Below are 21467 nucleotides of genomic sequence, written 5' to 3'. Positions count from 1 at the left end.
GTGCGAGAGAAATTGCCGGGTGGCGCTAACGCTTACCCGGCCTACGAATGGAGAGCGATTTACAGCGCCAGCAGGCGCTCAACGGACGGCGCAAAGTAGTAGCCGCCAGTCACCGGACGGGTGAAGCGCAGCATGGCGTCACGCTTGCCGTCGGTATCGCCAAACATGCTCAGCAGCTGCTGTTCAATGTTGTAGAGGCGCGCGCAGTAAGCGCAGAAGTACAGGCCGTGCGTACCGCTCGCGGTGCCGTACGGCAGGCTCTGGCGAACAATCTTCAGCCCCTTACCGTCTTCTTTAAGGTCAACGCGGGACAGGTGGGACGTGACCGGACGCGCATCGCCGTCAATCTCTTCATTGGCATCTTTGGTACGGCCAATCATCATCTCCTGGTCATGCACGCTCATGCGGTTAAGCTGCCTGAGGTTATGCTCCCAGCGCTGAACGAACACATAGCTGCCGCCCGCGTCCACGCCATCCTTGATTACAGCCACCTCGCGACGCGTCTCTTCCCCGGCCGGGTTTTCGGTGCCGTCGACGAAGCCGCTCAAATCGCGCTCTTCCACCCAGCGGAAACCGTGGATCTCTTCCTGCACGTCGATGCTGTCACCAAAGGCCTCAATCGCTGCCTGAGCGATGGAGAAGTTCACGTCGTGGCGCAGGGAGAGGATATGGATCAGGACGTCATACTGGGTGGCAGGCGCAAGACCTTTGCCATAAGGAATAAAATCTTTCAGCTCTTCTGCGCCTTCGCCGCCGCTCAGCTGACGCCAGACGGTATTGCCAAAGGCAACCACCGCGCCCAGATGGGCTTCGGGGAATTTGGCCTGGAAGGTGGCCAGTTTATCAACGAAAACTTTGCTGGCCGCGCGCAGGGCATCCACATCCCCTTTGACGTTGGCTTCAATCCAAATCGCCGCGCGGCAATGTTCTGGCAAAATGCCACTCTGAACCTGAGACATCGCTCCTCCTGAAAAAAAGATGCCACGACTGCGTGGCATTGATGGCGGCTATTATACCTGGATTTCAGCGAGGCGGCTTGCTCAGGCGCAAATTACTGCTTCCAGATAATTTTGCTCACTTTCCACTTTTTCAGGGTGTCGTCAGACGGCATTAACCCTTCCGGACCGTTCCAGGTGCCGCTGAATACATAGCTAATGTGCTGGCTGCCGTCGGCCTTACACTCGACCGCCACGCTCTCCTCCGACGGCACACTGGCGCAGTGGCCAAACGCTTTCTGGTAGAGCTCGCCAAACGGCGTACCTACCTTCACGCCACCTGAGGTCGGGATCTCTTCATCCATCACCGCAATGCGGTTGACCGTACCTTTATCGCCGTTGATGACCATCGCCACCTTGTCGTCTTTCAACGCTTCGAAATAGCGCACGATGTTGCCGTTCTCGGTTTTCATGCCGCTGCGCAGGCGATAATCACTGCCGATGGCATCCTGAATGGCATCCTGATCCAGTGCCGTCGAGGCGGTAATTTTGCCCACGCCCTGCTCGGTCACTTCCGTTGAGGAACCAAACCAGTTCCACGGATAGGCCGCAGACCAGTTGATGGATGAGAGCGTGGAACAGCCGGTTAACGCCAGCGGGAGAGCGCATAAAAGTAAACGCAGCGATTTCATTGAGACGTCCTTACGTAGTAAATCAACGCTTGTTGGAGTGCAGTATCGGCAAAAAGTGCCGTTTTAATCTGACTCTTGCGTAAAACAGGCGCGTAAACGGGGATTCGTGACCAGCCACAGCAGCGCGACAATATCCGCCACCACCAGCGCAATCCCGATACCTGATAGCGGCTCGCCGTACAGCCAGAGCACGGGCTGCCAGACCAGGAGCACAACCTGCGCCAGAATCAATAGCCAGCGAAGTGCGCGCCAGAAGCGCGGGAGGAACTGCCGCCGTCCGCTGCACAGGAACGCCAGCACCGCCGGTACACCGGGCAGTAACCCCAGCCAGAACGCATCGTGATCGGGATAAAAGAGATTCAGTAGCGTATCGCCCTGCCCGCGCGACGCGCCAGCCATCACGAACAGCACCCAGGTGCGGGCCTGCAACAGCAGAACGCACCAGAACAAAAAAGGCAGACGCAGACGACCGTGAACATCATAGTCGCCAGGGTGGAACTCAGTACTCTTCATCTTCGATCAGGCGCTTACCCAGCGTCAGTACATCCGCATGCTCGTAGCCCAGGCGTTCATACATGCCCAGCACCACGTCGTTATCTTCCCGCACCATGATCTGGATTTTCGGACAGCCGCGGGCGATCAGCTTCTTTTCCAGACGGTTAAGCAGCGCGTTGGCGATGCCGCGCGCGCGGTATTCCGGGTGCACGCCCAGATAGTAGGCCGAGCCGCGGTGGCCGTCGTACCCGCCCATCACTGTCCCGACTACTTCGCCGTTGACCTCAGCGACCAGAAACAGACTGACGTCGTGATTCACCTTCCGTTCGATGTCCATCTCCGGATCGTTCCATGGACGCAGCAGATCGCAGCGCTCCCAAAGGGTGATCACCTCTTCGAAATCTTCCTGGCGAAAAACGCGTATCTCCATGGTATTAACCGCCTTTTCGGGTTTAAAAACAGTGATTATGGCGTGAACAGGGCATTTAGCCAATAACCGGGGAAAAACTCGCCAAAATTTGGCATAATGTCACTTTGTCACGTATTGAAATGAAAAGTAAAACAATTCTCAATAAGGAATGTCGTCACGCAAAACGCGATACGATATAACACCAGGACCCCAATTTTTACAATTCAGGCCGCATGAGCACATTCAAACCATTAAAAGCACTCACATCGCGTCGTCAGGTTCTCAAAGCGGGGCTGGCGGCCTTAACGTTAACGGGCATCGCAAAGCAGGCTCAGGCAAAAGACGAGAGCACGCTTAAAACCAGTAACGGACACAGCAAACCGAAAACCAAAAAAGCCGGAGCAAAGCGTCTGGTCATGCTCGATCCAGGCCACGGCGGGATCGACACCGGCGCCATTGGCCGAAACGGTTCGAAAGAAAAACACGTCGTGCTGGCAATTGCAAAAAATGTGCGCGCAATTTTACGCAGCAACGGTATTGACGCCCGCCTGACGCGCACGGGCGACACGTTTATCCCACTGTACGATCGCGTGGAGATTGCCCACAAGCATGGCGCAGACCTGTTTATGTCCATTCACGCGGATGGCTTCACAAACCCTTCCGCCGCAGGCGCCTCGGTGTTCGCTCTCTCCAACCGTGGCGCCAGTAGCGCCATGGCGAAATACCTCTCCGATCGTGAAAACCGGGCGGATGAAGTGGCCGGGAAAAAAGCTACCGACAAAGACCATCTGTTACAGCAGGTTCTGTTTGATCTCGTGCAGACCGATACCATCAAAAACAGCCTGACGCTCGGCTCGCATATCCTTAAACGGATTAAGCCCGTGCACCGTCTGCACAGTAAAAGCACCGAGCAGGCCGCGTTTGTGGTGCTGAAGTCACCGTCTATTCCGTCCGTGCTGGTGGAAACCTCGTTCATTACCAACCCGGAAGAAGAGCGTTTACTCGGCACTAAGGCGTTTCGTCAGAAGATCGCGAACGCCATCGCCTCCGGGGTCATCAGTTATTTCAACTGGTTCGATAATCAAAAAGCGCACTCCAGGAAACGTTGATGAAACCGAATGCACAGCTGGTCAAAACTTTCCTGATGCAGTTACAGGACGCGATTTGCCAGAAACTTTCCGCCGCAGACGGCGGTGAATTCCAGGAAGACACCTGGCAGCGCGAAGCGGGCGGCGGCGGGCGCAGCCGCGTGCTGCGTAACGGCGGTATTTTTGAACAGGCCGGGGTCAACTTCTCCCACGTCCACGGTGATGCAATGCCAGCGTCCGCCACGGCGCATCGGCCTGAACTGGCGGGCCGCAGCTTCGAGGCGATGGGCGTCTCGCTGGTAGTGCATCCGCATAACCCGTTTGTGCCAACCAGCCACGCCAACGTGCGCTTTTTCATCGCGGAAAAACTGGGGGCCGATCCGGTCTGGTGGTTTGGTGGCGGTTTCGACTTAACGCCTTACTATGGCTTCGAAGAGGACGCCGTGCACTGGCACACCACCGCGCGCGACCTCTGCCTGCCGTTTGGCGAAGACGTTTACCCGAAATACAAAAAGTGGTGCGATGACTATTTCTATCTGAAGCACCGCGACGAGCAGCGCGGCATCGGCGGGCTGTTCTTTGACGATCTCAACACGCCGGATTTTGATACCGCATTCAGCTTTATGCGCGCGGTGGGTGAAGGCTTTACCGATGCCTATCTGCCGATTGTCGAACGCCGCAAAAACACCGACTACGGCGTGCGCGAGCGTGAGTTCCAGCTTTACCGCCGCGGGCGCTACGTGGAGTTTAACCTGGTATGGGATCGCGGGACGCTGTTTGGCCTGCAAACCGGTGGGCGCACGGAGTCCATTCTGATGTCGATGCCGCCGCTGGTGCGCTGGGAATACAGCTACGCGCCAAAAGAAGGCAGCCCGGAGGCTGCCTTGAGTGAGTTTATTCGGGTTCGGGACTGGGTGTAACCCTTACCCCTCACCCCGGCCCTCTCCCCAAAGGGGCGAGGGTGAAAAGACGGCTCGGAGCTGTCCCCTCTCCCCTCAGGGGAGAGGGTTAGGGTGAGGGGTGGGGTTAATTACAGCGGCTGCGTCTGTGCCTCAACCACCGCCAGCGCCACCATGTTGACGATACGACGCACGGAGGCAATCGGCGTTAACACATGCACCGGTTTTGACACCCCCATCAGCACTGGCCCTACGGTCACCCCTTCAGAACTCGACACACGCAGCAGGTTATAGCTGATACGCGCCGCTTCCACGTTTGGCATAATCAGCACGTTCGCCGAGCCTTTCAGCGGGCTGTCCGGCATGCGTTCGTTACGGATGCTCTCCACCAGCGCGGCGTCGCCGTGCATCTCGCCGTCGATCATCAGCTCCGGCGCACGCTCGCGCACCAGGTCCAGCGTCTGGCGCATTTTGCACGCCGCCGCGGATTTGGATGACCCGAAGTTAGAGTGCGACAGCAGCGCCACTTTCGGCTCGATACCAAAGCGGCGCACGGTTTCCGCCGCCATCACGGTGATTTCCGCCAGTTCCTCCGGGGAAGGATCGTCGTTGACGTAGGTATCGGCGATAAAGGTGTTACCGCTTGGCAGCAGCAGCGCGTTCATTGCGCCGGCAGTATGGACGCCCTCGCGATAGCCGAAGATCTCCTGCACCACGCTGAAATGCTCATGGTACTCGCCGATGGTGCCGCAGATCAGCGCATCCGCCTCACCGCGATGAACCATGATCGCGCCGATCACCGTGGTATTGCTGATCACCGCCCGCTGCGCCTGCTCCTGGGTGATCCCGCGACGCTTCATGATCGAATAGTATTCGTTCCAGTACTCTTTGAAGCGCGGATCGGATTCGTTATTGACGATCTCAAAGTCGACGCCCGGCTTAATTTGCAGGCCCAGCTTCTGAATACGCATCTCGATCACGCTCGGACGACCAATCAGGATCGGTTTCGCCAGCCCTAAGGTGATCAGCTCCTGCGTGGCATGCAGCACGCGCGCCTCTTCCCCTTCCGCCAGCACCACGCGCTTCGCGTCAGCGCGCGCCTGGGAGAAGATCGGCTTCATAAACAGGTTGGTTTTGTAGACGAACTCGGTGAGTTTATCGACGTAGGCATCGAAATCTTCAATCGGCCGCGTCGCCACGCCGGAGTCCATCGCCGCTTTAGCCACCGCTGGCGCGATCTTCACGATCAGACGCGGGTCAAATGGTTTAGGGATAATGTAGTCGGGGCCGAAGCTCAGATCCTGATCGCCGTAGGCGGAGGCCACCACTTCGCTCTGCTCGGCGTGCGCCAGCTCTGCGATAGCATGAACGGCGGCGAGCTTCATCTCTTCGTTGATTGCCGTAGCGCCGACGTCCAGCGCACCGCGGAAGATGAACGGGAAGCAGAGCACGTTGTTCACCTGGTTCGGGTAGTCCGAACGTCCGGTACAGATGATCGCGTCTTCACGCACCGCCTTCGCCAGCGGCGGCAGAATTTCCGGCTCCGGGTTCGCCAGGGCCAGGATCATTGGCGCGCGCGCCATCTTCTGCACCATCTCCTGGGTCAGTACTTTCGGGCCTGAACAGCCGAGGAAAATGTCGGCACCTTCAATGACGTCTTCTAGCGTGCGCTTGCCGTCGTCTTCCACCGCATAGGCCGCCTTGGTTTCCGCCATGTTTGGCTCGCGGTCTTTGTAGATCACGCCCTTGGAGTCGCAGACCACAATATTGTGCTTCTGCATGCCCAGCGCCACCAGCAGGTTCATACAGGCGATGGCCGCGGCGCCTGCGCCGGAGACCACCATGCGCACGTCGGAGAGATTTTTCTCTACCACGCGCAGGCCGTTCAGAATGGCGGCGGTACTGATAATCGCCGTGCCGTGCTGGTCGTCATGGAACACGGGAATGTTCATACGCTCGCGCAGCTTCTGCTCGATATAGAAACATTCCGGCGCTTTGATGTCTTCCAGGTTGATGCCGCCGAAGGTCGGCTCCAGGGCCGCCACCACGTTGATGAATTTATCCGGATCCAGTTCGTCCACTTCGATATCGAAGACGTCGATACCGGCAAATTTCTTAAACAGAACGCCCTTCCCTTCCATCACCGGCTTACCGGCCAGCGCACCGATGTTCCCTAACCCCAGCACCGCCGTACCGTTAGAGATAACGGCCACCAGGTTGCCACGGGCGGTGTATTTGTACGCTGCCAGCGGATCTTTTTCGATTTCCAGGCACGGAGCAGCCACGCCTGGCGAGTAGGCCAGCGCCAGATCGCGCTGGGTCGCCAGCGGTTTGGTCGGGGATACCTGGATTTTACCCGGAACAGGAAACTCGTGAAAATCGAGAGCGCTTTGTTTTAACTGATCATCCATCTTGTTATTCCTTTCACGTTTCGGTCAAAAAGGGTGATGTTGACGTTCCTATGCACACCCTGGTGTGCCGCATAGTATCGCCGCAGGCAGGCTCCTAAACTTTGAAGGCTGCCAAACTCTCACCATTGCAGAATAAAAATTGTTATCAATTTATAACAACCATGTTACCCGTCTCAGACAGCAATGCCTCCCCCGTCTGCTATGCTTTTTTGTTAAGTCCATCATGATTTTCTCAGAAGTGTGAACTAACGCACTCGACTAACTCTTTTATTTCCAAGGAGTAATTATGAACCAGCTAGACGGCATCAAACAATTTACCACCGTGGTTGCAGACAGCGGCGACATCGAGTCGATTCGTCACTACCAGCCGGAAGACGCGACCACCAACCCCTCGCTGCTGCTCAAGGCGGCCGGTCTTGCGCACTTTAGTCATCTGATTGATGACGCCCTTGCCTATGGCAAACAGCGCGGGAAAACGCAGGAGCAGCAGGTCGCCGAGGCCAGCGACAAGCTGGCGGTCAATATCGGTGCGGAAATTCTTAAAAGCATACCGGGACGCGTCTCCACCGAAGTGGACGCCCGCCTCTCGTTTGACCAGGAGAAGAGCATTAACAAGGCCCGCCGCCTGGTGGAACTCTACCAGGAGCAGGGGATCGATAAGTCACGCATCCTGATCAAGCTTGCCTCTACCTGGGAAGGCATCCGCGCGGCGGAAGTGCTGGAGAAAGAGGGGATCCACTGCAACCTGACGCTACTGTTCTCCTTCGCCCAGGCGCGTGCCTGCGCCGAAGCGGGCGTGTTCCTGATTTCACCGTTTGTCGGGCGTATCTACGACTGGTATCAGGCGAAACAGCCAATGGATCCGTACGTGGTGGAAGAAGATCCTGGCGTAAAATCGGTGCGTAATATCTACGATTATTACAAGCAGCACCGCTACGAAACTATCGTGATGGGGGCCAGCTTCCGCCGCACCGAGCAGATCCTGGCGCTCGCGGGCTGCGACCGGCTGACCATCTCCCCTGACCTGCTGAAAAAGCTTCAGGAGAGTGAAGAGACGGTGATCCGCAAGCTTGTGCCGACCTCTACCGTTCTGCCAAAACCAAAACCCATGACCGAAGCGGAATTCCGCTGGGAGCACAATCAGGACCCAATGGCCGTGGAAAAACTGGCGGACGGCATCCGTCAGTTCGCCGTCGACCAGCGCAAACTCGAAGATCTTCTCGCTGCCAAACTTTAACCTTGCCACGGAGTGAACTATGTCCCGTAAAGAGCTCGCCAACGCCATTCGCGCCCTCAGCATGGATGCCGTACAAAAAGCCAATTCCGGCCACCCTGGCGCCCCCATGGGTATGGCTGATATTGCCGAAGTGCTGTGGAACGACTTCCTCAAGCACAACCCGACCGATCCGACCTGGTACGATCGCGACCGTTTTATTCTCTCCAACGGTCACGCATCGATGCTGCTCTACAGCCTGCTGCACCTCTCCGGCTACGATCTGCCGCTTGAGGAGTTAAAAAACTTCCGCCAGCTGCACTCCAAAACGCCGGGCCACCCGGAGATCGGCTATACGCCGGGTGTTGAAACCACTACCGGCCCGCTGGGCCAGGGGCTGGCGAATGCCGTCGGCCTGGCGATTGCAGAGCGTACGCTGGCCGCGCAGTTCAACCAGCCCGACCACGAGATTGTCGATCACTACACCTATGTCTTTATGGGTGATGGCTGCCTGATGGAGGGGATCTCCCACGAGGTCTGCTCGCTGGCGGGCACCCTGGGCCTGGGCAAGCTGATTGGCTTCTACGATCACAACGGTATCTCCATTGACGGGGAAACCGAGGGCTGGTTTACCGACGACACGGCAAAACGCTTTGAAGCCTATCACTGGCACGTGGTGCACGAGATCGACGGTCACGATCCTGAGGCGGTGAAAAAAGCGATTCAGGAAGCGCAGAGCGTGAAGGACAAACCGTCCCTGATCATCTGCCGCACCACCATCGGCTTCGGCTCGCCGAACAAAGCGGGCAAAGAAGAGGCGCACGGCGCGGCGCTGGGTGAAGAGGAAGTGGCGCTGACCCGCCAGAAACTGGGCTGGAAACACCCGGCCTTTGAGATCCCAAAAGAAATCTACAAGGCCTGGGATGCTCGCGAAACAGGTGAAAAAGCGCAGCAGGCCTGGAACGAGAAGTTTGCCGCTTACAAAAAAGCGTATCCGGATCTGGCGGCTGAGTTTACCCGCCGCATGAGCGGCGGCCTGCCGGAAGACTGGGAAGAGAAAACCCAGGCGCTGATTGAAAACCTGCAATCCAACCCGGCGAAAATTGCCACCCGTAAGGCATCACAAAACACCCTGAACGCAATTGGCCCAATCCTGCCCGAACTGCTGGGCGGATCGGCGGATCTGGCGCCAAGTAACCTTACCATCTGGTCCGGCTCTAAATCCCTGAAGGAGGACATTGCCGGGAACTACATCCACTACGGCGTGCGCGAGTTCGGGATGACCGCCATTGCCAACGGCATCGCCCACCATGGCGGCTTCGTGCCGTACACCGCTACCTTCCTGATGTTTGTCGAATATGCCCGTAACGCGGCGCGTATGGCGGCTCTGATGAAGGCGCGGCAAATCATGGTGTACACCCACGACTCCATCGGACTGGGTGAAGATGGGCCGACGCACCAGGCGGTAGAGCAGCTGGCGAGCCTGCGCCTGACGCCAAACTTCAGTACCTGGCGTCCGTGCGATCAGGTTGAAGCGGCAGTGGGCTGGAAGCTGGCCGTAGAGCGTCATAACGGACCCACGGCGCTGATCCTGTCGCGCCAGAACCTGGCGCAGATCGAGCGCACGCCGGAGCAGGTGAAAAATATCGCCCGCGGCGGGTACATCCTGAAAGACAGCGGCGGCAAGCCAGACGTGATCCTGATTGCCACCGGTTCAGAGGTGGAAATCACGGTAAAAGCGGCGGAGAAACTAACCGCCGAGGGTCACGCGGTGCGCGTGGTTTCCCTGCCTTCAACGGATATCTTTGATGCCCAGGATGAGGCGTACCGCGAATCGGTGCTGCCTTCAAACGTCGCGGCGCGCGTGGCGGTTGAAGCTGGCATTGCCGACTACTGGTACAAATATGTGGGTCTGAAAGGGGCGATTGTCGGCATGAAGGGTTACGGTGAATCCGCCCCGGCCGATAAGCTGTTCCCGTACTTCGGCTTTACCGTTGAGAACGTAGTGGAGAAGGCGCTGAGCGTGCTGTAGTGCGATCTGCGTTGCCGGGTGGCGGCTGCGCCTGACCCGGCCTACAAATCGGCAAAACCCTACCTTGTGATCCACAGCGTGGGCCAGGCATCTGGCCCATTCCAGTTATCACAGCTTGGCTCTTCCGCGTAGCGTACCAGACGGAAGCGCTGGCCGTTAAAACGCCAGCGGGTCTGGATCCCACAGTCGCCAATCCCGCGTCCCAGCGCCAGCGTGGTCAGCTCGCGCGTTTTTTCATCGAAGCTGGCATTCATCAGCTCCATGTCGCTACTCTGGCTGGAAGGGGTAAACGGCAGACGCAATCTCACGCTCCTGGCCGCAAACGGTTTTTTACGCGACACCAGCCACGCCAGGTCGACGGTGTTGTACGCCCCCGCCTCACAGCTGATGATCATCAGCGCTTTGTCATCGGTCAGCGCGGTCACGCGCACCTCACGCCGGTTCGGATCGAGAGAGCACTGGCTGTGGTTCATGCGCCAGTTACCGTAATCCAGCAGATCGTTCAATTCGTTATGCGTCAGCGGCGTTGGCGTGGGGTTCACCACCGCCACCTTTTTTAATGCCGGCGCAGGCGGCACGCTCAGCGGTGGACTATCCCCTTTTTTAATCCATGCCGTTTCACTTCCGACGCGTTTTTGCTGGGCATCGATAAACAGCAGCGCCGCTTTCAGCCCGGCCAGAGAGATTGTCTGCTTCCCCCCGCGCAGAGTCAGCGCCTGACCTTCCTGAATGGTTTTCAGAAACGTGGTGATGGTGCCCGTATCGTCTGTTTTAAGATGCCAGGGGGTTAACTGCCAGTGTTGCGACGTGAGTTTAAGCGGCACATTGTCGAGCAGCAGGCGCGGGGCGATGTCAGGCTCTTTCACCGGAGGCGCCGAAAGCCCACCGAGATCAATGCGCAGGCTGGCGTCCGTTTTTGCCCCCGCACTGCGGCTCAGCGACATGACCAGACCGCGATGCTCGCCAGTGTTGCGCGCTACGCAGAAGTTCTGGTTATTGCAGGTCACCTGCCAGTCTGAAAAAGACTGCTGCGCAGGCGCAGCCCACACCCGAGGCGCGGGAAGCACGCAAATGAAGAAGATAAGAAAAACGCAGTAGCGCATGAACGGCACAGCCCCGCAAACGAATAGGTCAATCTGGGGCGTATCTTCGTGCCCTGGGCGGGCTGGCTCAATCGGATTTATCGGATAGATTTATCTGAAATACAACTTATCGCGCTTCCGCCGCGGCATTCATCAGCCCGCTGGTTTGCAGATATTGCAACAGGATCACCGCTTTACCGTCGCGGATCTCGCCGCGTTTCACCATGTCAACAGCCTTAGCGAAAGGCATTTCCAGCACTTCAATGTCTTCGTCGTCCACGCCACCGCCCCGGTGCGTGCGCTGGGCATCGGTATATTCCGCAATGAAGAAGTGGATCAGCTCGGTGACCCCGCCAGGGGACATAAACAGCTCAAAGACTTTCTGCACCGTCCCCACCTCAAAACCCGTCTCTTCAATGGCTTCTTTGCGGATACACACTTCCGGCTCATCGTCGTCCAGCAGACCTGCACAGGTTTCAATCAGACGTCCGTCCGCGTTGCCATTGACCCATGTCGCGATGCGAAACTGGCGGATCAGCACTACGCTTTGCTTTTCACGGTTATACAGCAGAATGGTTGCACCATTGCCCCGGTCGTAGACTTCGCGTTTATGGCGAATGACGTCCCCGTTCTTACGGGTGAGATCGTAAGTGATGTTACGCAGGACAAAGTAATTTTCAGAAAGGATTTTGTCTTTAATAACGCTAATGTTCAGAGACATACGGGCTCCACGGCAAAATGAGTCTGTTTATACTACGCTGTGAAGCCCGCTTTGTCGCCCGTCTGCGTTAATGCATGTTGCGCGGCGGCACGCCAAGCCAGTCCATGATCCCCTGCGCGGCATGGCGCCCTTCCGCCATCGCGGTGACCACCAGATCCGCACCGCGTACCGCATCACCGCCAGCAAAAATCTGCGGATTCGAGGTCTGGTAGCGATAACGGCTCTCCACGGAGGCCCTGATGCGCCCCCAGTCGTCGGTGTCGACGCCCTGCGCCTGAAGCCACGGCATGGCGTGCGGATTAAACCCAAACGCCATGATCACCGCATCCGCTGGCATGACAAACTCACTGCCCGCCACCGGGACAGGACGACGCCGCCCCTGCGCATCCGGCTCGCCCAGACGGGTGCGCAGCATCCGGATACCGTTGACCTTCCCGTCGGTATCCAGCGTGAGCTCAACCGGCTGGACATTAAATTCAAAGGCCGCGCCCTCTTCTTTCGCGTTTTTAACCTCTTTCTTTGAGCCCGGCATGTTGGCCTCGTCCCGCCGATAGGCGCAGGTGACTTTCGCCGCGCCATGTCGCAGCGCGGTGCGCACGCAGTCCATCGCCGTATCGCCCCCGCCCAGCACCACCACGTTTAACCCCTGCGTGTCGATAAACGGCTCGTCTGCGGCAGGGTCAAGGCCCATCACGTTCCTCGTGTTCGCCACTAAAAACGGCAGCGCGTCGTACACGCCCGGCGCGTCTTCGTGAGGGATACCCGCTTTCATGGAACGATAGGTCCCTACGCCGATGAACAGGGCATCGTAGTCGTTTTGCAGTTGGGCCATCGATACGTCTTTTCCCACCTCGCAGTTCAGCTCGAAGCGGATGCCCATCGCGCTGAATATCTCTCTGCGCCGCGCTAACAGGGATTTATCCAGCTTGAAGGCCGGAATACCAAAGGTCAGCAATCCGCCGATTTCCGGATGGCGATCGTAGACCGTCACACCGACGCCGCTGCGCACCAGTACGTCGGCGCAGGCCAGCCCTGCCGGACCGGCACCGATGATGGCGACGCGCTTACCGACCGGCTTAACGTGGCTGACGTCCGGCGTCCAGCCCATCGCCAGCGCCCGATCCGAGATATACCGTTCGATATTCCCGATGGTTACCGCCCCTGACGCATCCCGCAGGGTGCAGGCGCCTTCACATAATCGATCCTGTGGACAGACGCGGCCGGTAATTTCCGGTAAACAGTTAGTCTGGTGAGAAAGCTCAGCCGCACCGATGATATCCCCCGCCCTGATCCGCTCAATCCACTGTGGAATATGGTTATGCAGCGGGCAGGTCCACTCGCAAATGCTGTGGTCGCCACATTTCAGGCACCGGGATGCTTCGCGCTGCGCCTGTTCCGGGCGAAACGGCAGGTAGATCTCGTTAAAATGACCTGCGCGCGCGTCGGGGCTGAGCTTATCCGGCTCACCGCGCGCCGGGGTGTTTTGCATCTGTTGCCGTTTGGTTTGCGGAGGAACTGACTGAACCGCCTCGCTGTGACACGGCAGCGCGTCCAGCCTTGCGCTGCGCTGTCGGCGCTGTTTAACCAGCTTATCCAGCACGGCTGGGGTGGCGAGCGTAAGCACCTCTGCCGGGCAGTTTTCAACGCAGGCCGGGCCTTGCGGCCTTTCCAGGCAGAGGTCGCATTTGTGCGCCGAGGCCTTTACGCTGTCGTTTTCCAGCGGGGCGATCAGCATGTCCATCGTGCCAAACGGACAGGCCACCACGCAGGCTTTACAGCCAATGCATTTTTGTTGATTGACCTGTACGCTGTCGCTGTGTTGCGTGATGGCTCCGTTCGGGCAGCTTTGCGCGCAGGGCGCATTTTCACAGTGGTGGCAGGTCACGGGGCTTTTTCGCAAGCCTGAGGTAAGGACCGTAATGCGGGGATGAAAATGGCGCTCGCTCAGCGCGTGCTGCTCCCCGTTGTGCGCCATCACACAGGCAACTTCGCAGGCGCGACAACCGATACACTGTTGAGCGTTGGCCATAATAAAACGATTCATAACAACACCTGTTTTTGGTTCAATAACCTTATTCTTTCTATTGTTATCGTATTTACCCACAGCAGCATGGCGACGCAATGTTCAAATGCCCAGGAAGGCGAACTATTTCCAGTGAACCTGTGGCAGATCAATTTAATTCAGGAAGCTGATGAGTGACCGTTAAACGCCCCGTATCGGGAAGCCTGGCTCGGGCTTTCTTTTCGATGATTGTCTTGTCCGTTCTGATCAGCGCCATTGCGCTGGTTACACTCGCCAGCAGCCAGCGCGACGCCGAGGCGATTAACATCGCCGGATCGCTGCGCATGCAGAGCTACCGCCTGGGCTACGAAATGCAGCGCGCCAGCCCGTCGCTGGCGGAGCACCGCGCGGTCTGGCAGAAAACGCTGAGCGCGCCTGCGTTGCAGAAGCTAAACCGCTGGTATGTGCCTGAGGAAGTCAAACAGCGTTACCAGCAGTTGCACCTTGGCTGGCAGGAGATGGACACGCGTATCGCCAGCGGCGATACCGGGTGGTATCAGAACCACATAGAGGATTTCGTGGGCAGGATAGATGCCTTTGTGCTGGCGCTTCAGCACTACACCGAACATAAAATTCAGCTGGTGATTTGCATGTCGCTGACGGGCGGCCTGGGCATCCTGCTGCTGGCGGTGGTGACCCTGCGGCGCATCCGCCGTCAGGTTGTGCTGCCGCTGAATAATCTGGTGGCGGCGAGCGAACGTATCGAACAGGGGCAGTTCGATACCCCCGCACCGGATATTATGCTTCCCAACGAGCTGGGCCAGCTTTCCCGCGCCTTCAACCATATGTCGGCGGAATTACACACCCTGTACCGTTCCCTGGAGCACTCCGTTGCTGAAAAAACCCGCCACCTGAATGAAGCGCATCAGCAGCTCGAAATGCTGTTCAAATGCTCACAGGCGTTGAATACCGGGCAGATAGACAGCCACTGCTTCCGGCATATTTTGCAGATTGTGCATGACTATACGCAGATGAATTACCTGCAATTGCGCACCAGTGACGACTGGCAGCTTTACGAAGGACAGGAGACCCCAGGCGAGAAAATGCACAATTTACCGGTGTTAATGCAGGACACCCTGTACGGCGAACTGCGCTGGCAAAGCGCGACCGGGGATGTTCCGCTGCCGCTCATGGAAAGCGTGGCGACGATGCTGGGCCGGGGGCTCTATTTCAATCAGGCGCAGAAACATTATCAGCAGTTGCTGCTGATGGAAGAGCGCGCCACCATCGCGCGCGAGTTGCATGATTCGCTGGCGCAGGTGCTCTCCTATTTGCGTATTCAGCTTACGCTGCTGAAGCATGCCGTGCCGGGCGACAATGCCCCGGCGCAGGCCATCATTACGGACTTCTCCCGCGAGCTGAATAACGCCTGGCATCAGCTACGCGAGCTGCTCACCACCTTCCGCCTGACGCTCAATCACGCCAATCTTCCTGCCGCGCTACAGGAGTCTCTTGACGGGTTGCAAAGCCAGACCAGCGCGAAGTTGGTGCTCGACTGCCGTCTCTCATCGCTGGCGCTGGACGCGCAAAAACAGGTGCACCTCTTACAGATTGTGCGTGAGGCAGTGCTGAATGCGATTAAACATGCCGACGCGAGCGAGATTATGGTCAGCTGCGTCACCACCGCGGACGGCACTCACACAGTCACGATCCGCGACAACGGTATTGGTATCGGCGACGCCAGTGAACCGCCGGGGCATTACGGGCTGAATATCATGCGCGAACGCGCGGGACGGCTCGGCGGGACATTACACTTTTCTCAGCCGCCACAGGGTGGGACACAGGTCAGCGTAACGTTCCGGACGCCTGCGGCGCAGGCTGAAAAATAGTGGGAAAGAAGGCGCGCTGAAAAAAGCGCATGATAATTTACATTATCTCCTTTATTTCTCCACGTTTGACCTGGGCCTTACCGCTAAAGTTAGGCGGGCAATAAACAATAATGACGTGCAGCAAAACGAGGTCACACTTTAATGGCGAATTTTTTCATCGATCGCCCCATTTTTGCCTGGGTGCTTGCAATCCTGTTGTGTCTGACGGGTGTCCTGGCGATTACTTCCCTTCCTGTTGAGCAATACCCCGACCTCGCGCCCCCCAACGTGCGTATCACGGCGAACTATCCTGGCGCCTCGGCACAGACGCTGGAAAATACCGTCACGCAGGTTATCGAGCAGAACATGACGGGTCTTGATAACCTGATGTACATGTCCTCGCAGAGCAGTGCCACGGGCCAGGCGACGGTAACCCTGAGCTTTACGGCGGGCACGGATCCGGATGAAGCGGTGCAGCAGGTGCAAAACCAGCTGCAATCGGCCCTGCGTAAACTGCCTCAGGCGGTGCAGAACCAGGGGGTGACCGTGCGTAAAACCGGTGACACCAATATTTTGACCATCGCGTTTGTTTCAACCGATGGCTCGATGGATAAGCAGGACATCGCGGACTACGTCGCCAGTAATATTCAGGACCCGCTCAGCCGTATCAACGGCGTGGGTGATATCGACGCCTACGGCTCGCAGTACTCCATGCGTATCTGGCTGGATCCCAACAAGCTGAACAGCGTGCAGATGACCGCTAAAGATGTCACCGACGCTATCGAATCGCAGAACGCCCAGATTGCCGTGGGGCAGCTCGGCGGTACGCCGTCCGTGGACAACCAGGCGCTTAACGCCACCATCAACTCCCAATCGCTGCTCCAGACACCTGACCAGTTCCGCAATATTACTCTGCGCGTGAATCAGGACGGTTCGGAAGTGCGTCTGGGGGATGTCGCCACCGTGGAAATGGGGGCGGAAAAATATGACTACCTGAGTCGCTTTAACGGCAATGCCGCGTCCGGACTGGGGGTAAAACTGGCCTCCGGCGCCAACGAAATGGCGACCGCGCAGCGGGTGTTAGAGCGTCTGGATGAACTGTCGCATTACTTCCCGCACGGACTGGAGTACAAAGTCGCCTACGAAACCACCTCATTCGTAAAAGCCTCCATCGAAGATGTGGTGAAAACCCTGCTCGAAGCTATCGCGCTGGTGTTCCTCGTGATGTACCTGTTCCTGCAAAACTTCCGCGCCACGCTGATCCCCACCATTGCGGTGCCGGTGGTGCTGCTGGGAACCTTTGCGGTGCTGTATGCCTTCGGTTACAGCATCAACACCCTGACCATGTTCGCCATGGTGCTGGCCATCGGCCTGCTGGTGGATGATGCCATCGTGGTGGTGGAAAACGTCGAGCGCATTATGAGCGAGGAAGGGCTTTCGCCCCGCGAGGCCACGCGCAAATCGATGGGACAAATTCAGGGCGCGCTGGTCGGTATCGCCATGGTGCTGTCGGCGGTATTTATCCCGATGGCATTTTTTGGCGGCACCACGGGCGCGATTTATCGCCAGTTCTCGATCACCATCGTCTCTGCAATGGTGCTCTCCGTACTCGTGGCAATGATCCTTACCCCTGCCCTGTGCGCGACGCTGCTCAAACCGCTGCATAAGGGCGAACACCACGGTCAAAAAGGCTTCTTCGGCTGGTTTAACCGCATGTTTAACCGCAATGCGGCGCGCTATGAAGCGGGCGTGGGTAAAGTACTGCACCGCAGCGTGCGCTGGATGGTGGTTTATGTCCTGCTGCTCGGCGGCATGGTCTTCCTGTTCCTGCGGCTGCCAACCTCGTTCCTGCCGCTGGAAGATCGCGGCATGTTTATTACTTCCGTACAGTTACCGAGCGGCTCGACCCAGCAGCAGACCCTGAAAGTGGTGCAGAAGGTTGAGAACTACTTCCATACTCAGGAGAAAGATAACGTGGTCTCGGTCTTCTCCACCGTCGGCTCTGGCCCCGGCGGTAACGGGCAGAACGTGGCGCGTATGTTTGTGCGCCTGAAAGACTGGGACCAGCGCGACAGCGATACCGGCTCCTCCTTTGCCATCATTGAGCGTGCAACCAAAGCGTTCAACAAAATCAAGGAAGCGCGCGTTTTCGCCAGCAGCCCGCCCGCCATCAGCGGCCTGGGCAGCTCAGCCGGGTTTGATATGGAGCTTCAGGATCACGCGGGTGCCGGGCATGACGCGTTGATGGCTGCTCGCGATAAACTGCTCGAGCTGGCCGGGAAAGATCCGCAGCTTACCCGCGTTCGTCATAACGGTCTGGATGACAGCCCTCAGCTACAGGTAGATATTGACCAGCGTAAAGCGCAGGCGCTGGGCGTCTCCATCGACGACATTAACGACACCCTGCAAACGGCATGGGGCTCAAGCTACGTAAATGACTTTATGGATCGCGGCCGCGTGAAGAAGGTCTACGTTCAGTCTGCCGCCAAATACCGCATGCTGCCGGACGATATCAACCGCTGGTATGTGCGCAATAACACCGGCGGCATGGTGCCGTTCTCGGCGTTTGCGACGTCACGCTGGGAGACCGGTTCGCCGCGTCTGGAGCGTTACAACGGCTATTCGGCGCTGGAGATTGTCGGTGAAGCCGCGCCGGGCGTCAGTACCGGTACCGCAATGGACATTATGGAAAAACTGGTTCAGCAGTTACCGACCGGCTTTGGCCTGGAATGGACGGCGATGTCCTACCAGGAACGGCTTTCCGGCGCTCAGGCGCCTGCCCTGTATGCTCTTTCGCTGCTGGTGGTATTCCTCTGCCTGGCGGCGCTGTATGAAAGCTGGTCAGTGCCGTTCTCGGTGATGCTGGTGGTGCCTCTCGGGGTCATCGGCGCGCTGCTGGCAACCTGGATGCGCGGCCTGGAAAATGATGTCTATTTCCAGGTCGGACTCCTCACCGTGATCGGATTGTCGGCAAAAAACGCCATTCTGATCGTCGAATTTGCCAATGAGATGAATGCAAAAGGTCACGAACTGATGGCCGCCACGCTGCACGCCTGTCGTCAGCGCCTGCGTCCGATCCTGATGACCTCTCTGGCGTTTGTGTTTGGCGTCCTGCCGATGGCCACCAGCTCCGGCGCAGGCTCCAGCAGCCAGCACGCAGTGGGTACGGGCGTTATGGGGGGAATGATATCCGCGACGATACTGGCTATCTATTTCGTACCGCTGTTCTTTGTGCTGATACGTCGTCGTTTCCCGCTGAAGGATAAGCCGGAATAACCCGTTGAAATAAAAAAAGGCGGCTTTACAGGCCGCCTTTTTATTGTGTGATTCTTTCACACTATGGTTATTTTAGTTAATTAAGTGCTCTTGCATTTCTTACCGGAAATTCATTTACGAAGCATGCCTTCGATAAAATCTTTCCAGTTCCCCAGTTCACGTTCAATCATAACAACCTCTCTTATTATTATGCGCATTCTACGAAAACGTATCATCATTGTGAAGCCACTTTAACCGATTGCTGTGATTGAGCCCTGCTGTACTGGTAGGTTTAGGATCACTATGAGCGTTGCCGGTTAAATTTTATGTGACCTACAGCAATATTTTGAAATAGTCGGAAAAATGACAGCATTTTTAATTTCCCCCTGAGTTTATTGGCAATTTAAACAGGGTGGACAACTATGCTTAAAAGATGAAAGACTATTCAGCTTACAGCTGTTCGTTGAATTATGGAGAATTGTAAATCCCGAAAAATTCCGAATGTGTTATATTCCACTTAAGGATATATCTTCGAAAATATTGAACATTAAATCCACAAAAGAACAAAAGGATTCACTATGGTTGTGATGTACGGCATTAAGAATTGCGACACGATTAAAAAAGCCCGCCGCTGGCTGGAAGCACACAACATCGACTATCGCTTCCACGATTACCGTGCCGACGGGCTTGACCCCGCGTTTCTCCATTCCGCCATCAACAAACTGGGATGGGAAGCGCTGCTGAATACCCGCGGGACCACCTGGCGAAAACTGGATGAATCTCTCCGGGCCACGATCAACGACGCCGACAGCGCAGCCAAATTGATGCTTGAAATGCCGGCAATCATCAAACGCCCATTGCTCTGCAAGCCAGGTCAGCCTATGCTGCTGGGTTTCAGTGAAACCCTTTATTCAGATTTATTCGTTGAGGTGTAGTCTATGTCATGCCCGGTCATTGAGCTGACTCAGCAGCTTATTCGCCGTCCTTCCCTTAGCCCGGACGACGCAGGTTGTCAGGCATTAATGATTGAGCGCCTGCGTGCCATCGGTTTTACCGTGGAGCACATGGATTTTGGCGATACGCAGAACTTCTGGGCATGGCGCGGTCAGGGGGAGACGCTGGCGTTTGCCGGACATACTGACGTAGTTCCCGCGGGCGACGCAGACCGCTGGATCAACCCGCCTTTTGAGCCGACCATCCGCGACGGCATGCTTTTCGGACGCGGCGCTGCGGACATGAAAGGTTCCCTGGCTGCGATGGTCGTGGCGGCAGAGCGTTTCGTCGCCCAGCATCCGAACCATAAAAACCGTCTTGCGTTTTTGATTACCTCCGACGAAGAAGCCAGCGCCCATAACGGCACCGTGAAGGTCGTTGAGGCGCTGATGGCGCGCAATGAACGTCTGGACTACTGTCTGGTGGGCGAACCGTCCAGCACCGAAGTGGTGGGCGATGTTGTGAAAAATGGCCGCCGTGGATCCCTGACCTGCAATTTGACTATTCATGGCGTGCAGGGCCACGTTGCCTATCCGCACCTGGCGGATAACCCGGTACACCGCGCCGCGCCGATGCTGAACGAACTTGTGAGCATTGAATGGGATAAAGGCAATGAATTTTTCCCGCCAACCAGCATGCAGATAGCCAACATCAAGGCTGGCACCGGCAGCAACAACGTCATTCCCGGCGATCTCTTCGTCCAGTTTAACTTCCGCTTCAGCACCGAACTGACTGACGAGATGATCAAAGCGCGAGTGATTGCGCTGCTCGAGAAATATCAGCTGCGCTATACCCTCGACTGGTGGCTGTCTGGCCAGCCGTTCCTGACGCAGCGCGGTAAACTGGTGGATGCGGTAGTGAACGCCATTGCGCACTATAATGAAATTAAGCCACAACTGCTGACAACGGGCGGCACGTCTGACGGACGCTTTATCGCCCGCATGGGCGCACAGGTTGTCGAACTGGGTCCGGTTAACGCGACGATTCACAAAATCAATGAATGCGTGAACGCTGCCGATTTACAACTGCTGGCCCGCATGTATCAACGTATTATGGAGCAACTCGTCGCCTGACGGGTGCTTAAAGAGGATTAGCGAATGGACTGGCTTTCAAAGTACTGGTGGATTCTGGTGTTGGTATTTCTGGTAGGCGTGCTGCTTAACGTGATTAAAGATCTCAAGCGCGTTGACCACAAAAAGTTCCTTGCCAACAAACCGGATCTTCCGCCGCACCGTGATTTTAACGACAAGTGGGACGATGAAGACGACTGGCCGAAGAAGGACCAGAAGAAGTAATTGTACACACCCCTCACCCCCGGCCCCTCTCCCCAGAGGGACGAGGGGGGTTTTGTTCCCTCTCCCTTTGGGGAGAG

18 protein-coding genes are annotated in these 21467 nt (G+C 57.1%); 9 read left to right on the top strand and 9 right to left on the bottom strand.

Annotated elements, in window-relative coordinates:
• Positions 1 to 59: 59 nt before the first annotated feature.
• The 4 genes from CU081_RS10815 to CU081_RS10800 all read right to left on the bottom strand — a co-directional run bounded on the left by CU081_RS10815 (position 60) and on the right by CU081_RS10800 (position 2552).
• Positions 60 to 959 carry a Dyp-type peroxidase gene (locus tag CU081_RS10815; protein ID WP_003861297.1) on the bottom strand — a complete coding sequence of 300 codons (900 nt, stop codon included), beginning with the start codon at positions 957 to 959 and terminating at the stop codon, positions 60 to 62.
• Positions 960 to 1051: 92 nt separating this feature from the next.
• Entirely contained in the window at positions 1052 to 1627 is a 576-nt protein-coding gene (locus CU081_RS10810) for an RpoE-regulated lipoprotein (RefSeq protein WP_003861296.1), read from the bottom strand.
• Positions 1628 to 1690: 63 nt separating this feature from the next.
• Positions 1691 to 2140, bottom strand: coding sequence for a DUF2919 domain-containing protein (locus CU081_RS10805; RefSeq protein WP_003861294.1), 450 nt, complete (start codon positions 2138 to 2140; stop codon positions 1691 to 1693).
• Positions 2127 to 2552, bottom strand: a complete 426-nt coding sequence (locus CU081_RS10800; protein WP_003861292.1) for a GNAT family acetyltransferase — start codon at positions 2550 to 2552, stop codon at positions 2127 to 2129. Before CU081_RS10800 ends, CU081_RS10805 begins: the two co-directional genes overlap by 14 nt.
• 212 nt (positions 2553 to 2764) lie before the next feature.
• Here CU081_RS10800 and amiA point away from each other — a divergent pair, with 212 nt between their 5' ends.
• Entirely contained in the window at positions 2765 to 3640 is an 876-nt protein-coding gene (gene amiA, locus CU081_RS10795; protein WP_003861291.1) for an N-acetylmuramoyl-L-alanine amidase AmiA, read from the top strand.
• Entirely contained in the window at positions 3640 to 4539 is a 900-nt protein-coding gene (gene hemF / locus CU081_RS10790; RefSeq protein ID WP_003861290.1) for an oxygen-dependent coproporphyrinogen oxidase, read from the top strand. Before amiA ends, hemF begins: the two co-directional genes overlap by 1 nt.
• Before the next feature lie 110 nt (positions 4540 to 4649).
• On the opposite strand, the gene maeB is transcribed toward hemF, so the two are convergent.
• On the bottom strand, positions 4650 to 6929 hold the full coding sequence (gene maeB / locus CU081_RS10785) for an NADP-dependent oxaloacetate-decarboxylating malate dehydrogenase (RefSeq protein WP_003863546.1): 2280 nt from the start codon (positions 6927 to 6929) through the stop codon (positions 4650 to 4652).
• Between the two features lie 286 nt (positions 6930 to 7215).
• On the opposite strand from maeB, the gene tal reads away from it, so the two are divergent.
• Both tal and tkt read left to right on the top strand, forming a co-directional pair.
• On the top strand, positions 7216 to 8166 hold the full coding sequence (tal, locus tag CU081_RS10780; RefSeq protein ID WP_003863547.1) for a transaldolase: 951 nt from the start codon (positions 7216 to 7218) through the stop codon (positions 8164 to 8166).
• Between the two features lie 19 nt (positions 8167 to 8185).
• Positions 8186 to 10174: a transketolase gene (tkt, locus tag CU081_RS10775; protein ID WP_022651557.1), complete on the top strand. Its 1989-nt coding sequence runs from the start codon at positions 8186 to 8188 to the stop codon at positions 10172 to 10174.
• Between the two features lie 59 nt (positions 10175 to 10233).
• Here the strand turns inward: tkt and CU081_RS10770 are convergent, their stop codons facing one another.
• The 3 genes from CU081_RS10770 to aegA form a co-directional block, all read right to left on the bottom strand.
• Entirely contained in the window at positions 10234 to 11277 is a 1044-nt protein-coding gene (locus tag CU081_RS10770) for a DUF1176 domain-containing protein (protein WP_003863552.1), read from the bottom strand.
• Between the two features lie 106 nt (positions 11278 to 11383).
• Entirely contained in the window at positions 11384 to 11977 is a 594-nt protein-coding gene (gene nudK / locus CU081_RS10765) for a GDP-mannose pyrophosphatase NudK (RefSeq protein ID WP_003863554.1), read from the bottom strand.
• A gap of 67 nt (positions 11978 to 12044) precedes the next feature.
• Entirely contained in the window at positions 12045 to 14021 is a 1977-nt protein-coding gene (gene aegA, locus CU081_RS10760; protein WP_003863556.1) for a formate-dependent uric acid utilization protein AegA, read from the bottom strand.
• Between the two features lie 152 nt (positions 14022 to 14173).
• Between aegA and narQ the strand changes: the two genes are divergently transcribed.
• Complete coding sequence (gene narQ / locus CU081_RS10750) at positions 14174 to 15868, top strand: nitrate/nitrite two-component system sensor histidine kinase NarQ (protein WP_058647514.1); 1695 nt, start codon at positions 14174 to 14176, stop codon at positions 15866 to 15868.
• 141 nt (positions 15869 to 16009) lie between these two features.
• On the top strand, positions 16010 to 19123 hold the full coding sequence (acrD, locus tag CU081_RS10745) for a multidrug efflux RND transporter permease AcrD (protein WP_003863561.1): 3114 nt from the start codon (positions 16010 to 16012) through the stop codon (positions 19121 to 19123).
• Between the two features lie 110 nt (positions 19124 to 19233).
• Here acrD and ypfM read toward each other — a convergent pair whose 3' ends face one another.
• The gene (gene ypfM / locus CU081_RS10740; RefSeq protein WP_015572204.1) at positions 19234 to 19293 is read right to left on the bottom strand and encodes a protein YpfM; all 60 of its coding nucleotides are present in this window, start codon (positions 19291 to 19293) and stop codon (positions 19234 to 19236) included.
• A 387-nt stretch (positions 19294 to 19680) separates the two neighbouring features.
• Here ypfM and CU081_RS10735 point away from each other — a divergent pair, with 387 nt between their 5' ends.
• From CU081_RS10735 to CU081_RS10725, 3 genes are read left to right on the top strand one after another with little or no spacing between them, the layout of a single operon-like run.
• Positions 19681 to 20037: an ArsC family reductase gene (locus CU081_RS10735; protein WP_003863564.1), complete on the top strand. Its 357-nt coding sequence runs from the start codon at positions 19681 to 19683 to the stop codon at positions 20035 to 20037.
• Positions 20038 to 20040: 3 nt separating this feature from the next.
• Positions 20041 to 21168 (top strand): succinyl-diaminopimelate desuccinylase, encoded by a 1128-nt coding sequence (gene dapE / locus CU081_RS10730; RefSeq protein WP_003863566.1) that lies wholly within the window; start codon positions 20041 to 20043, stop codon positions 21166 to 21168.
• A 24-nt stretch (positions 21169 to 21192) separates the two neighbouring features.
• Positions 21193 to 21390, top strand: coding sequence for a YpfN family protein (locus CU081_RS10725; RefSeq protein WP_000383991.1), 198 nt, complete (start codon positions 21193 to 21195; stop codon positions 21388 to 21390).
• Positions 21391 to 21467 lie beyond the last annotated feature (77 nt).

The sequence above is a fragment of the Enterobacter sp. CRENT-193 genome, assembly GCF_002787395.1.
In the GTDB taxonomy this organism is placed as follows: domain Bacteria; phylum Pseudomonadota; class Gammaproteobacteria; order Enterobacterales; family Enterobacteriaceae; genus Enterobacter; species Enterobacter hormaechei_C.
Note: the sequence above shows the minus strand (reverse complement) of the source record. Positions and strands in the feature narration are given on the sequence as shown.

What these genes read in the sequence shown, in the direction of transcription:
- CU081_RS10815 (WP_003861297.1), bottom strand. Translation starts at nt 959, where the DNA reads ATGTCTCAGGTTCAGAGTGGCATTTTGCCAGAACATTGCCGCGCGGCG.
- CU081_RS10810 (WP_003861296.1), bottom strand. Translation starts at nt 1,627, where the DNA reads ATGAAATCGCTGCGTTTACTTTTATGCGCTCTCCCGCTGGCGTTAACC.
- CU081_RS10805 (WP_003861294.1), bottom strand. Translation starts at nt 2,140, where the DNA reads ATGAAGAGTACTGAGTTCCACCCTGGCGACTATGATGTTCACGGTCGT.
- CU081_RS10800 (WP_003861292.1), bottom strand. Translation starts at nt 2,552, where the DNA reads ATGGAGATACGCGTTTTTCGCCAGGAAGATTTCGAAGAGGTGATCACC.
- amiA (WP_003861291.1), top strand. Translation starts at nt 2,765, where the DNA reads ATGAGCACATTCAAACCATTAAAAGCACTCACATCGCGTCGTCAGGTT.
- hemF (WP_003861290.1), top strand. Translation starts at nt 3,640, where the DNA reads ATGAAACCGAATGCACAGCTGGTCAAAACTTTCCTGATGCAGTTACAG.
- maeB (WP_003863546.1), bottom strand. Translation starts at nt 6,929, where the DNA reads ATGGATGATCAGTTAAAACAAAGCGCTCTCGATTTTCACGAGTTTCCT.
- tal (WP_003863547.1), top strand. Translation starts at nt 7,216, where the DNA reads ATGAACCAGCTAGACGGCATCAAACAATTTACCACCGTGGTTGCAGAC.
- tkt (WP_022651557.1), top strand. Translation starts at nt 8,186, where the DNA reads ATGTCCCGTAAAGAGCTCGCCAACGCCATTCGCGCCCTCAGCATGGAT.
- CU081_RS10770 (WP_003863552.1), bottom strand. Translation starts at nt 11,277, where the DNA reads ATGCGCTACTGCGTTTTTCTTATCTTCTTCATTTGCGTGCTTCCCGCG.
- nudK (WP_003863554.1), bottom strand. Translation starts at nt 11,977, where the DNA reads ATGTCTCTGAACATTAGCGTTATTAAAGACAAAATCCTTTCTGAAAAT.
- aegA (WP_003863556.1), bottom strand. Translation starts at nt 14,021, where the DNA reads ATGAATCGTTTTATTATGGCCAACGCTCAACAGTGTATCGGTTGTCGC.
- acrD (WP_003863561.1), top strand. Translation starts at nt 16,010, where the DNA reads ATGGCGAATTTTTTCATCGATCGCCCCATTTTTGCCTGGGTGCTTGCA.
- CU081_RS10735 (WP_003863564.1), top strand. Translation starts at nt 19,681, where the DNA reads ATGGTTGTGATGTACGGCATTAAGAATTGCGACACGATTAAAAAAGCC.
- dapE (WP_003863566.1), top strand. Translation starts at nt 20,041, where the DNA reads ATGTCATGCCCGGTCATTGAGCTGACTCAGCAGCTTATTCGCCGTCCT.
- CU081_RS10725 (WP_000383991.1), top strand. Translation starts at nt 21,193, where the DNA reads ATGGACTGGCTTTCAAAGTACTGGTGGATTCTGGTGTTGGTATTTCTG.